9 protein-coding genes and 1 tRNA gene are annotated in these 12,911 nt (G+C 69.5%); 5 read left to right on the forward strand and 5 right to left on the reverse strand.

Translation table 11 applies throughout. The features are described from left to right. The first annotated feature begins 575 nt into the window (after window positions 1-575). Window positions 576-3,479, forward strand: a complete 2,904-nt coding sequence (locus AB0N66_RS32920) for a BTAD domain-containing putative transcriptional regulator (protein ID WP_365441908.1) — start codon at window positions 576-578, stop codon at window positions 3,477-3,479. An 11-nt stretch (window positions 3,480-3,490) separates the two neighbouring features. Here AB0N66_RS32920 and AB0N66_RS32925 read toward each other — a convergent pair whose 3' ends face one another. Beyond that, window positions 3,491-3,640: a hypothetical protein gene (locus AB0N66_RS32925; RefSeq protein WP_365441910.1), complete on the reverse strand. Its 150-nt coding sequence runs from the start codon at window positions 3,638-3,640 to the stop codon at window positions 3,491-3,493. Between the two features lie 68 nt (window positions 3,641-3,708). Between AB0N66_RS32925 and AB0N66_RS32930 the strand changes: the two genes are divergently transcribed. Then, window positions 3,709-3,846, forward strand: coding sequence for a hypothetical protein (locus AB0N66_RS32930; protein ID WP_365441912.1), 138 nt, complete (start codon window positions 3,709-3,711; stop codon window positions 3,844-3,846). A 139-nt stretch (window positions 3,847-3,985) separates the two neighbouring features. Beyond that, complete coding sequence (locus AB0N66_RS32935; RefSeq protein WP_365441914.1) at window positions 3,986-4,984, forward strand: hypothetical protein; 999 nt, start codon at window positions 3,986-3,988, stop codon at window positions 4,982-4,984. Between the two features lie 167 nt (window positions 4,985-5,151). On the opposite strand, the gene AB0N66_RS32940 is transcribed toward AB0N66_RS32935, so the two are convergent. The 4 genes from AB0N66_RS32940 to AB0N66_RS32955 all read right to left on the reverse strand — a co-directional run bounded on the left by AB0N66_RS32940 (window position 5,152) and on the right by AB0N66_RS32955 (window position 9,488). Continuing rightward, window positions 5,152-6,690 (reverse strand): glycosyl hydrolase, encoded by a 1,539-nt coding sequence (locus AB0N66_RS32940; protein WP_365441916.1) that lies wholly within the window; start codon window positions 6,688-6,690, stop codon window positions 5,152-5,154. A gap of 432 nt (window positions 6,691-7,122) precedes the next feature. Further along, a tRNA-Glu gene (locus AB0N66_RS32945) sits at window positions 7,123-7,198 on the reverse strand. 81 nt (window positions 7,199-7,279) lie between these two features. Continuing rightward, window positions 7,280-8,992: a metallophosphoesterase gene (locus AB0N66_RS32950; RefSeq protein ID WP_365441918.1), complete on the reverse strand. Its 1,713-nt coding sequence runs from the start codon at window positions 8,990-8,992 to the stop codon at window positions 7,280-7,282. A 145-nt stretch (window positions 8,993-9,137) separates the two neighbouring features. Then, window positions 9,138-9,488, reverse strand: coding sequence for a metallopeptidase family protein (locus AB0N66_RS32955; protein WP_365441920.1), 351 nt, complete (start codon window positions 9,486-9,488; stop codon window positions 9,138-9,140). A 287-nt stretch (window positions 9,489-9,775) separates the two neighbouring features. On the opposite strand from AB0N66_RS32955, the gene AB0N66_RS32960 reads away from it, so the two are divergent. Together AB0N66_RS32960 and AB0N66_RS32965 are read left to right on the forward strand one after the other, a co-directional pair. Continuing rightward, complete coding sequence (locus tag AB0N66_RS32960; protein ID WP_365441922.1) at window positions 9,776-10,297, forward strand: hypothetical protein; 522 nt, start codon at window positions 9,776-9,778, stop codon at window positions 10,295-10,297. 237 nt (window positions 10,298-10,534) lie between these two features. Continuing rightward, complete coding sequence (locus AB0N66_RS32965; RefSeq protein WP_365441924.1) at window positions 10,535-12,865, forward strand: DEAD/DEAH box helicase; 2,331 nt, start codon at window positions 10,535-10,537, stop codon at window positions 12,863-12,865. The last annotated feature ends 46 nt before the right edge of the window (window positions 12,866-12,911 follow it).

Genomic DNA, 12,911 nt, shown 5'->3' on the forward strand with positions numbered 1-12,911 from the left:
CACCCCTTCCCTTGCGTGGTGTCCGCGCGGCTTCGGTAGGGGCCGCCGCGGCCCGCGAGCGGCCACAGACCGGGCGACACAGCGACCCCCTCACCCCGCAACGGGCTCCGGAGGGAAACAGTTCAACTCCGTTCCCTGACGGGCGTGGATCCGGAAGCGGAGTCCGCTCCCTCGTTCCGCGAACAGCGGTGAACCGTGTGCCCGTTCAGACCGTCGTGGGGGCGGCGACGCCGATGGCAGCGCCCATGGTCTTCCTCGCGGCAGCGCGTTCGGCGGTGTTCGGCAATGCGGACGACGGGCCGGCACGGCCTGCAGGCCAGGCAGAGCCAACACAGCCGCCCCAGCCAGTACTTCCGGGCAGACCTTCGTGCCCTTAAGGCCCCTGGCGTTCCCTCAGGGACCTCCCCACCAGCACGACAGGGCATCAACTGCCTGTATTTAAGGGCCTGTTACATGTAACGGAAGGGCAGGTTCCGTGCAACAGCGGAACCCCGAGGCCATCTGGTCCCATCGTTCAAGGTGTGAACACAGCTTACGAGCACCCTGGACGCTTAACTGATTCCATTCGATTCGCTGTGCTGGGGCCGATCAGGGCATGGCGCGGTGACCAGGAACTGGACCTCGGTTCACCACAACAACGGGCCGTGCTGGGGGCGTTGCTGCTGCGGCGCGGGCGTCCCGTCACGGTCGGCGAACTCGTCGACGCCGTCTGGGGCGAGGAGCCGCCGACCGCGGCCGTGTCCGTCCTACGCACCTATGTGTCGCGGCTGCGCAAGGTGCTGGAGCCCGCGCGGGACGCGGGCGACTCCCCCCAGGTGGTCATCTCGGCCGCGGACGGATATCTGGCCCACGTCCCGGAAGACGCCCTGGACCTCGGGGTGTTCGAGCGCCGGGTCGCCGAGGCGAAGCGGTTGCGTGCCGCGGGCGAGGTGCCTGCCGCGGCGGACCTGCTGCACTCCGCGCTCGACGAGTGGGAGGGCACACCGCTGGCCGGACTCCCCGGTCCGCTGGCCGAGGCCGAACGCTCCCGGCTGCACGAGGAGCGGCTGAACATACTGGAGAACCGCCTCGATCTCGACGTACGACTCGGACGCCACGGTGACGTGATCGCCGAGCTGACCGCCCTGATCGGCGAGCACCCGCTGCGGGAGCAGCTGTGCCGGATGCTCATGCTGGCGTTGTACCGGTCCGGTCGGCAGGCCGACGCACTCGCCGCCTACCGCAGGACCCGGCGCACCCTGGTGGCCGAACTGGGCATCGAACCCGGCGCGGCCCTGCGGGAGTTGCACGAGCGCATCCTGGCGGCCGACTCGTCCCTGGAGCTCTCGCCATCGGCGAAGGGGGCCGATCCGCCGGCGGCCCCGGCCGTCTTGCCCTCCGTGTCCCCGGCAGGACCCTCCCAACTGCCCGCCGACCTGGCCACCTTCACCGGCCGCCGCGCCGAACTGGAGCGGGCCCAGGACCTGTTGCCCGACGACGGGAACTACCCGCCCACAGTGTTGATCAGCGCGATCGGCGGCATGGCCGGCATCGGCAAGACCACCCTGGCGGTGCACCTGGCCCACCGGATCGCCCACCGTTTCCCCGACGGACAGCTCTTCATCAACCTGCGCGGTTTCGACCCGACCGGCACGATCGTGCCGCCGAGCGAGGCCATCCGCACCTTCCTCGACGCGCTCGGTGTCCCCCCGCACCGGATGCCCGCGGGTCTCGACGCCCAGGCGGCGCTGTACCGCAGCCTGCTCGCCGGCCGCCGGATACTGATCCTTCTCGACAACGCCCAGGACACCGATCAGGTCCGCCCCCTGCTGCCCGGCACCCCCGGCTGCCTGGTCATCGTCACCAGCCGCAACCAGCTCAGCGGCCTGGTCGTCAACGACGGTGCGCTTCCACTGACGCTGAACCCGCTGGCGCCCGCCGAGGCCCACGACTTCCTGGCCAACCGCCTCGGCGCGGGACGGCTGGCTGCCGAACCCCAAGCGGCACACGAACTCATCGCACACTGCGCCCGGCTGCCGCTCGCCCTGGCCATCGTCGCCGCCCGCGCCGCCACCAACCCCGGTTTCCCGCTCAGCGCCGTCGCCACGGAACTGCGCGACAGCCACGGCAGCCTCGACGCCTTCGCCGGGGGCGACCTCACCAGCGACGTACGAGCTGTCTTCTCCTGGTCGTACGAGGCTCTGTCCACCCAGTCCGCCCGACTGTTCCGCCTGCTCGGCCTGCACTCCGGGCCCGACATCACCGCGCCCGCCGCGGCCGCCCTCGCAGGACTCCCGCTCCGTGAGACCCGCGGCCTGCTCGTCGAGCTCACCCGCGCCCACCTGCTGGCCGAGCACCAACTCGGCCGCTACACCCTTCACGACCTGCTGCGCGTGTACGCCGGTGAACGCGTCCATGCCGAGGAGACACGGCAGGAGCGGGACGGGGCCGTGGAGCGGCTCCTGTCCTGGTACCTGCACACCGCGGACGCCGCCTACCCGTTCCTCACCCCGCATCGCAGACGGGTCCCGCTCGAGCCCTTGCCCCCCGCCTGCCAGCCTCTGGCATTCACGACTCACGAGCAGGCCCTGAACTGGTGCGAGGCCGAGCGGACCCATCTCGTCGCCGCCGTGCACCAGGCCGCGACCTCCGGCCGGCCGGGCATCGCGTGGCGACTGACCGGCGCCCTGTGGGGGTTCTTCTATCTCCGCAGTCATCTGCACGACTGGCTCGACGCCGCCCTGACGGGCCTCGACGCGGCCCGCTCCACCCGCGACCGCAGGGGCGAGGCCTGGAGCCTCGTGGACGTGGCCGCCGCCCTGGCGCAGATGTACCGGTTCGACGAGGCCATCGACCATCTCCGGCAGGCGATGGCCCGGTGGCGGGAGCTCGGGGACGCGCACGGCAGAGCACAGTGCCTCGGCAACCTGGGCAACGCCTACCTTCAGAGCGGCCGGATCGACAAGGCCATCGAGTACACGCGCCGGGCGCTGGCTGTCGACCGGGTCATCGGAAATGCCTGGTCGGAGGGGATCGTGCTGGCCAACCTGGGTGACGCCTACCAGCGGGTCGACCGGTTCGACGAGGCCATCGACTGCCTGGAGCAGGCGCTGAGCGTCCTCCGTACCATCGGCAACCGCTGGGTCGAAGGCGTCACGCTCGACATCCTCGGGACGGTCCATCGCCGTCTCCAGCACGACGACGAGGCGCTGGAGCACTACCGCCGGGCCCTGGAGACGCATCGTGACGTCGGCAACCGCTGGGGGGAGGGCCATACTCTCGGCCATGTCGGCGAGGTCTATCTGGCGGCTGGACGGCTCGAGTCGGCCCGCACCACCTGGAAGCAGGCACTGGCGATCTTCGAGGAGTTCGACCACCCGGACGCCCAGGAGATGCGGCGGAGAGTCGGCAGCCTCGACGAAGACGCCCCCGACGGTCCGCCCGGCACACGGCCGGACCCCGCCGCCGGCCGGGAAACGAATCCCACGACCGGGGGGTGACGCCGGGTATGTCATCCCCCGATCCCGATCCCGTATCCGATCCCGATCTTGCGCCCGAATCCGATCCCGCTCCCGAATCCGCGGCCCACGAGGGTCATCGCCGCGGTCATCGCCGCGAGACGGATCACATCCGTCGCCGCGGACCCGCGGGCACCGCTCATCAGAAGGACCTCCAGTTGTGGCTTCGTCGTGCCCCCCGATTGAAACGCGACGAGTCGCAACCCGAAACGTGCTGAAGACCCAAACGGTTCAACTTCTGTTCTCCGCCACCATCGCCATCGCCATCGCCATCGTCCCCGTCCTCGTCCTCGTCCTCGGCGAAACGAAGGGAACCATTGACGCGGAGCACTCCGGCAGCGGGTGTTGAACCGTTCGCCCAGGCACCGCGTTGTCCCCTTGCAGCATCTCCGACTTGAAAGAGGGGCGTCATGGCCGGTACCAGCCCGCCTCCTCGGCCGAACCGCTTGAGGAAGCAGCCCCCGGGCGGCAAGTACGACGACCACACGGTGCTGGCGAAGGCCCTGCTCGACGAGCAAATCAGGGACTCCCGCCGACGCGATGGTTCTTCTCGTGACCGGAACCGTCTGAGCAAGCCGCCCCCGGGCGCCAAGTACGACGACCCCAATGAACTCGCCCAGACCCTGATAGATGAGTCGCTCAGGGAGAGTTCCAGCGAGCAACTCAAGGAAAACTCCCGCTGGCGCAAATTGTGGAACGCCCTGAAGGCACTGTTCCGGCGGTCCGATACAGGTGAGTCGTCCTCGGCTGAGCAGGGCAACGGCGAGTCGAATCCGCGGGCGGGCGAGGAACAGGCGCAGCGTGACACACCGCGTTCCCAGCCGCAGCAGAAGCCGCCTTCGGAGGCGCTACAGGCGCTGCAGGGTCGTTCGCCGGAAGGTGTCCGCGAGGTCGCGACGGCGATGTGGAAGTTGATCGACAACAACCCCAAGTACCAGCAGGCGTACCTGGAAAAGCGATTGCCGTTGGCTGAGCAACTGAAAGGTCTGGCCGACAGGCCCTCCTCGAAGAGTCAGCGGCCTCCTGAGATGTCGATGACCCCGTTCGTAGAGAGAGCGGTGCCGACCCCATCCGCCGCACAACGCTTCAGCCGTGAGGCACAGGCGTCCGACAGTACGACCAAGTCACAGACGTCGGACAACGACTCGCTGTCGGATACGAGTTCTCTGAGCGACGCCGCCGAATCACGTCCCCTCCTGGACCCGTCGTCCATGAGGTTCCTGGACCAACTCACCAGGTTCCAGCAACGGAGCGACCAGATGAGGCAGTCAAGAGAACAGAACAGCCCGTCGCCGGATCCCTCCAGCTCGGTGAGCGAGCCCGGTCGGCAGAACCCGGTTGCGGCCCATATCGTGATCCTGCTTCCCGACATCACCCTTGGGTCACAGCATGGCGGGCAGGACAAGGCGCCGTACGTCATGCCCGCCGTCCAGACGCCACCGCAGCAGCGCGGCGGCGGTATGGGGCGCGGCGGCGGCCGCAAGTAGGGCCCTACCGCCTCGTACGTTCCGCGCAGCGGTCGTCGCAACCGCGTCTTCTCAAGCACCGCCACCGCCACCAACGACACGGGCCGCACCGTTCTTTCCGGTGCGGCCCGCCCGATTACCTGCTGATGCCTACCCGTCAAGAACCCCCGACGAGCGACACCCACGCCTCAGTGCGCGGCACGATAAGCGTTGCCGCTGGCGTTCGCGGACGTGCCGTTGTAGAGGCCGGTCGGGCTGGTCTGGGTGGACAGGGCGAACCATGAGTAGCGCTCTACGAAGTCCAGGCCGTCCAGCATGGTTGTCGATGACTGGATGAAGGCTGCCTGCTCCTGCTCACTGGGGTAGCGGGGAGCGCCCTGGGACCAGTCGATGAGGGCGTACTCCGTCAGCCAGATCGACTTCTGGTAGCGGTCGTGGACGCGCTTGAGATAGTCGGACAGTTGACCGGCGGCCGCGGGGCCGAAGTCGGCGCCGTACCAGTGCACGGGGATGAAGTCGACGCGCAGTCCGCGTTGGGCGGCTCCCTGCATGAAGCGGTCCAGCCAGCCGCCGGGGACGTCGGCGCCGGTGGCGACTGCCGGGGCGCCCATGCGCAGGCCGGTGCTTTGTAGCCGTGGCCACAGGTCCAGCGCCTGCTCGGGGCTGAGGTTGGCCTGGGTGGGCGAGTCCGGCTCGTTGAAGCCGAGCAGGTTCTTGCCCTCCCGGGCTGCGTTGCCCAGTTCGGCGTCGGTGACCGAGCCCGGGCCCCAGATCGTCGGGACGAACTCAGTACCGGCCGGCTTGCCGACCTCACCGCTGGTGGAGGCCCAGTTGTGGTACCAGGTCGAGCCGGAGTCGGTCAGCGCCTGGGCTGTACCGGGGAAGGGATTCAGGGCGACGCCCTTGTGGGGCGCGGCGGACTGGTTGTTGTCGTTCTTGCGCTCGACGACGGTGGGGACGGGGTTGGGATTTCCGGCGCCGGCGGTGGCGGTGCCGTGGAAGGCGACGGTCAGGCCGCTGCACTTGCTGCACTGACGCACGGTCTGGTTGCCCGCCTCGGCGTCCTGCTTGGACCATGCGTACGCCTTGGGGCACTGCTTGTTGATCGCGTCGCTGTAGGCGGTCTTCGCGTCCCGGTTCGGGTTTACGCACACCAGCGGCTTGTTCGTGCCCTGCTCCTTGGTCAGGTTCTCCGGTGGGCAGACGGACAGCAGATCGCCGGGGCAGCCCATCTCGGCGCACTCGCCGCCGTTCTGGGGTGGCGCCACGCCGTCGGGAGTGATGGTGATGGGCACCGAGACGGCGTTGACGTAGCTGACGTTGTACCAGGGTGCCAACGCGTCGGCCGTGTCGAAGTTGAACTCGGCCAGGCTGGCGGGCTGTTCGCCGACGGAGCAGCGGTCGGCGAACGGTCCGCAGTCGCCGACGGCACAGTGGAACGTACTGCCTTCCTCACCGCTGCACCCCTGGCGGGCGAAGAACTTGCCGCGCCAGTGTCCGGCGCCCGAGCGCTCGGGGATGGTGATGGTGGCGGACTGGCCCGGGTCCAGCGTCGGGAGCCCGGCGAGCGGGGTCGAGCCGTCGGCGTTGACCGTGGCGCCGACCCAGATGCGGCTGTCCGTCTGGTTCTGCAGGGTGACGGTGTGCTCAGCGGCGGCACCCGCCTTGGCGAAGCTCTCGTCGGAGCCGTCGGAACGTGCCTGGACCACCGCGGCTGTGCCTGACACACCGACAATGAGCAGTAAGAAAGCGAAAAGAAGTACCCGGATGCGCATACAGCATGCCTCTCCAGTCAGGCTTGCGTCGGATCGACGATCCAGTGATCGCCTGCGCAGGCACGACGGATGAGCGCGACGGAAGGTTCACCGAGGTCAAGGAGAGAGGCAAGGGAGAGGGCTGAGAAGGGGAGCGTCTCGCGGTCAGGTCCCAGCGGCGCTGAATGTGCACACTCGCTTCACCGACCGCCACGGAGCGGAAAGCCGGTCGACACGGAGTAGAAGGCGGGCCGACACGAAACAGAAAGCCGACCGACACGGAGCAGAAAAAAGTCCTCGACCGCGGCATGAGCGCGACAAACGAGCCGGATGCCAGAAGAACGTCTCGAACAAGAAGAACGCCTCGAACTCGATCGAGAGCCTGAGAGTCGAGACAGGACTGGCTGGTGCCCCCAACGGGATTCGAACCCGTGCTACCGCCTTGAAAGGGCAGCGTCCTAGGCCGCTAGACGATGGGGGCTATCGGGCCGCCTGGGCGCTTTGCAGCGCGTCGGGGGCGTGAGCAGCATATGGGATGGCGGGAGGTATCGCCAAAACGGTTTCAGGGGGTGCTCCCGGAAGGGGTGGGGGTCAAGCCTTCCTCGGACGGAGTGGGTGACGAGCCTTCCGCGGAGGGTGTGGAAGACGGTGTGGGGGACTGCGGGGCGGCGCCGGGTTTGTTCTCCTCGGGGAGATGACGGCTGACCTCCGCCGTCGTCAGACCAAGTCCGCCGAGCTTGATCTCGTCCCAGGCCTGGAGGCGGCGGGTGTCCCGGTCGAGGTAGAGGACGGAGGCCTCGATGGGGTCGGGGTACTTGCCCTCCAGGGCGCGCAGGCCGCTGCCACCCGTCGAGCCCTCGATGCGCAGCCGTGTTCCGCCCTTCATGACCTCCATCTCCTGGTGGTGCAGATGGCCCGCCAGGACCAGCGGCACCTCGCCGTCCGTCTGGCGGGCGGCGTCCGGTTCGTGGGCGACGGCGATGTCGACGGGTGTGCCCGCCACCCGCTGGTCGCGCAGCACCGACGCCAGCTGCGCGCCCGCCAGTTGCTGCGCCTGCTCGCCCCCCGGATCGACCGCCCGGTCGGGGGTGAACGACGGGTCGCCGATGCCCGCGAAACGCAGGCCCGCGACCGTGACCGCCCGACCCCTGTCCAGGACGCGCACGTTCTTGATCTTTTCGAGGTAGCGCTGGGTGATGAGGGAGTCGTGGTTGCCCCGGACCCAGACGTAGGGCGCTCCCAGGTCCGCGATCGGGTCCAGGAAGCCGTTCTCGGCCGCCGTACCGTGATCCATCGTGTCGCCGGAGTCGACGATCACATTGATGTCGTACTGCTCCACGAGCGACGCGACGATCTTCCAGCTCGCGGGATTGAGATGGATGTCGGAGACGTGCAGGACCCGGATCGTGGTCGGATCCGGCTCGTATCCCGGGAGCGTGGACGTGACGTCGTACAGCTTCGTCACGTTCGTGACCAGGCGCGCCAACTCCTTCTGGTAGACGTCGAATTCGCTGACGATGCTGCGGGCGTTGCCGACGAGGGAGGGGGCGGAGGAGAGGAGCCCGGAGAACTTCGGCTCCAGGACCGAGTTGGGGTTCCAGGTGGCGAAGGCCGTCCCTCCGCAGGCGGCGAGGAGGCTCAGGGCCAGGCCGCCCGCCGCGAGGGCGCGACGCGGCCGGCGGTAGACCGCGAGGCCGAGCGCCGTGGCCCCGGACACGACGGCCACGCAGGACCGTACGGCCAGGTCGAGTGTGCCGTGTTCCACATCCCGCGCGACCTCGTCCTGGAGCCCGGAAATCCGCTCCGGGTGATCGACCAGCGCCTGCGAGCGCACCGGGTCGAGCCGGTCCACGTCCACGTCAAGGCGCAGCGGGGCCTGGTGACTGCGCAGCTCCAGTGCGCCGAGCGGGGCCACGTTGATCTTCGTCCCGCCGTCGAGCGAGGGCCGCAGCGTCATGGTGGTGTCCATGGGGCCGACCGGCACGCGTACGTTCCCCACGATCAGCAGCCCCAGCCAGGCGCCGAACAGCACGACGGTCATGAGGCCCAGGACACGGGCGTACGGGTGGGGCTGGTGGACGAGTTCGGTCACCGGGTGGGGGCGGCGGGCGCGGTAGCGGCGGGTGAGTGCGAGGACGCGGGGGACCGTCCGCGAACGGCGGATGCGGTTCTTCAGTGTCCTTCGTGTACTCAGTGTCCTCAGTGTGCTTCGTGTCCTTCGTAGCTTTCGTATGCGGTGCAGGGCGGTGGTCACGGCAGCGGGGACGCGGGCCATTGGTCGCGTATGCCCAAGTGTGGGGGCGGGTATGCCGGGGCGTCCGGACTCTTGTACGAGGAGGTGCGCGGCTGTACGAGGAGGTGCGCGGCTCTTCCGCCGTTCTCGTACGTCGGGGACGGGCCCGCCCCGGCCGGTCCCGGGCTCAGCCCCAGCCCAGCTCGTGCAGCCGCTCGTCGTCGATGCCGAAATGGTGGGCGATCTCGTGGATCACGGTCACGGCGACCTCGTGCACGACCTCGTCCGAGGTCCCGCACATCCGCAGGGTGGGGCCCATGTAGATCGAGATGCGGTCGGGGAGTACGCCCGCGTACCACTCGCCGCGGTCCGTGAGCGGGGTGCCCTCGTAGAGGCCCAGCAGTTCGGGGTCGCCGGCTGGGGGTTCGTCCTCGACGAACACGGCGACGTTGTCCATCACCCGGGTGAGTTCGGGCGGGATCTGGTCGAGGGCCTGGCTCACGAGCTCTTCGAAGGTTTCGCGCGTCATCTCCAGCACAAGCCCATTGTCAGGGACAGCGCGCTTGTACGCGGAGACATGCGGCGGCTGCAGGCGCAGACATGTGGTGGCTGTAGGCGGAGACGTGTGGTGGCTGTAGCAGGGACACGCGACGGCTGTAGCGGGAACACGCGACGCCTGTAGCGAGGACATGTGACGGCAGGTCGTTCGTATGCCGCGCGTGTCTTCTTGTGGGCGGCGGGAGTTGGGCAGGGGGACTCCCCGAACCTTCCCCGAGTTCTCGGCTTCGTTCGAACAGGGGAGACCCCAATCGGAGGTGGCTGCCCGTGCGCGCCCTGTACGTACCCGTCCGTCTGGCCGCCACGGTCATGGCCGTCGCCGCGGCAGCCGGCTGTATGAGCGTGGGTGACGACGAGGACCGGCCCGCGCCCTCGCATTCGGCGGGGCAGCAGGGCGGTGAGGCGCCCGACGGGGGCGCCGCGGTGAGCGGAGGCGGCACCGGCTTCCATGGGGCGAAGGGGGCCAAGGGGGACGGTGGTTCGCCGAAGCCCGGTGAGTCCGCGTCGGGGTCGGCGTCGCCGTCCGCGTCGGCGTCCGCGGGCGCGAAGCCGTCCGCGAGGGCCACGGCGAAGGACGGGCCGGGCAAGCCCGTGGAGCCCGCGCCGACCAAGGGGGAGCCGACTCCTACGCGTACGACGGCGGAGCCGACGCCGGAGCCGCCCCCGCCCCCGGCGTCGACGCCGCCGGTGGTCGAGCCGAGTACGGCGGAGCCGTCGTCGTCGGCCCACGAGCAGGTCACGCAGCTGATGGAACGGGAGCCGGCGCCTCGGGCGGGGGAGCCGGTGTAGCCGGCGCGGACGGCCTGCGTGACGCCCCTGACCTGCGCTTACGGGGTCGGTTTGCCTTCAGGGGGCAGGGGTGAGTATGGTAGTAGATCGTTTGATACCAATTGCCTGGCGCCGATGAAGAGAGCGCCGCGTGGCGCGTACTCTCCCTTGCCGTGGCCGGACCGCATAGAGGCGGTCGATTGCGACTTCACGGAGTTTGGGCGCGTGCCGTAGAACTCCGGAAGGTTCGCATTTCGCATGTCTGTTTCCAGTACTGATCACGTCGTCGTGCCCGAGAACAACGAGAACGACCAGGCCGACACCGAGGGCACCCTGATCGTCGAGGTGGCCGAGACGGCCACGACGACCGTCGAGTCCGCTCCCGTCGAGTCCGCTCCCGAGAAGACCGAGACGCTCGACTCCGCCGACTCCGCCGACTCCGCCGACTCCGCCGACTCAGCCGACTCCTCCGAGACCCCCGCGATCACCTTCGGCTCCCTCGGTCTCCCCGACGGAATCGTCCGCAAGCTCGCGCAGAACGGCGTGACCGCCCCCTTCCCGATCCAGGCCGCGACCATCCCGGACGCCCTGGCCGGCAAGGACATCCTCGGCCGCGGCCGCACCGGCTCCGGCAAGACCCTCTCCTTCGGTCTCCCGCTGCTGGCGTCGCTGTCCGGCGGCCACACCGACAAGAAGAAGCCCCGCGGCATCATCCTCACGCCGACGCGTGAGCTCGCGATGCAGGTCGCGGACGCGCTTCAGCCGTACGGCGACGTACTCGGCCTGAAGATGAAGGTCGTCTGCGGCGGTACGTCCATGAGCAACCAGATGTACGCCCTGGAGCGCGGCGTCGACGTCCTCGTCGCCACCCCGGGCCGGCTGCGCGACCTCATCAACCGCGGCGCCTGCTCGCTCGAGAACGTCCAGGTCGCCGTACTCGACGAGGCCGACCAGATGTCCGACCTGGGCTTCCTGCCCGAGGTCACCGAGCTGCTCGACCAGATCCCGGGCGGCGGCCAGCGCATGCTGTTCTCGGCCACGATGGAGAACGAGATCTCCACGCTGGTCAAGCGCTACCTGAGCAACCCGGTCACGCACGAGGTCGACAGCGCCCAGGGCAACGTCACGACCATGACGCACCACATCCTCATCGTGAAGCCCAAGGACAAGGCGCCGGTCACCTCCGCGATCGCCTCCCGCAAGGGCCGCACGATCATCTTCGTCCGCACCCAGCTGGGCGCCGACCGCATCGCCGAGCAGCTCTGCGAGTCCGGCGTGAAGGCCGACGCGCTGCACGGCGGCATGACGCAGGGTGCACGTACCCGCGTACTCGAGGACTTCAAGAAGGGCCACGTCAACGCGCTCGTCGCGACCGACGTCGCCGCCCGCGGTATCCACGTCGACGGCATCGACCTGGTCCTGAACGTGGACCCGGCCGGCGACCACAAGGACTACCTGCACCGCTCCGGCCGTACGGCCCGCGCGGGGCGCAGCGGCACCGTCGTATCCCTCTCGCTGCCGCACCAGCGCCGCCAGATCTTCCGGCTGATGGAGGACGCGGGCGTCGACGCCTCGCGTCACATCATCAACTCCGGTACGGCCTTCGAGCCCGAGGTCGCCGAGATCACCGGCGCCCGCTCGATGACCGAGGTCCAGGCCGAGTCCGCGGGCAACGCGGCGCAGCAGGCCGAGCGTGAGGTCACGAGCCTCACGAAGGAGCTGGAGCGCGCGCAGCGTCGTGCCGTCGAGCTGCGTGGCGAGGCCGACCGCCTGGTGGCCCGTGCCGCGCGCGAGCGGGGCGACGACCCCGAGGCCGCGCTGGCCGAGGCCGCCCTCGTGGTGGAGGCAGCCGCTGCCGAGGCCGCGGTGGCGGAGCAGGCGGCAGTCGCCGCGGCGCCGGTGCGCGAGGAGCGTCCGCGCCGTGACGACCGTGGCAACTACGACCGCCGCGAGCGTCCCTCGGGCAACTCGGGCGGCTTCAACCGTGACCGTGGCGGTGACCGTGGTGGCTTCCGCCGTGACGACCGTCCCTCGGGCAACTCGGGCGGCTTCCGTCGCGACGACCGCCGTGACGACCGTCCCTCCGGCGGCTTCCGTCGTGACGACCGTCCGTCCGGTGGCTCGGGCAGCTCCGGCGGCTTCAACCGTGACCGTCGTGACGACCGCGGTGGCCGTTCCTTCGAGCGTCGTGACGAGCGTCCCTCGGGCAACTCGGGCGGCTTCCGTCGCGACGACCGCCCTTCGGGTAACTCGGGTGGGTTCAACCGTGACCGTCGTGACGAGCGTCCCTCGGGTAACTCCGGCGGCTTCCGTCGCGACGAGCGTCCGTCGGGTGGTTCGGCCGGCTCGGGCAGCTCCGGTGGCTTCAACCGCGACCGTCGTGACGAGCGTCCGTCCACCCACCGTGGCAGCGACCGTCCCTTCAACCGTGACCGTCAGGGCGACCGTCCCACCGGCGGCTTCCGCTCCGGCGGCCCCGACCGCCCGACCGGCCGTCGCGACGACCACCGCGGCGGCACCGGCACCGGCACCGCCACCGGTTCCTTCGGCCGCCGCGACGACAAGCCGCGCTGGAAGCGCAACGGCTGACGCCGGGCAGTAAGCATCTGGACAGAGCGCCGTGGTCCCCCGTTCC

This window comes from Streptomyces sp. NPDC093544, assembly GCF_040683495.1.
Taxonomy (GTDB): domain Bacteria; phylum Actinomycetota; class Actinomycetes; order Streptomycetales; family Streptomycetaceae; genus Streptomyces.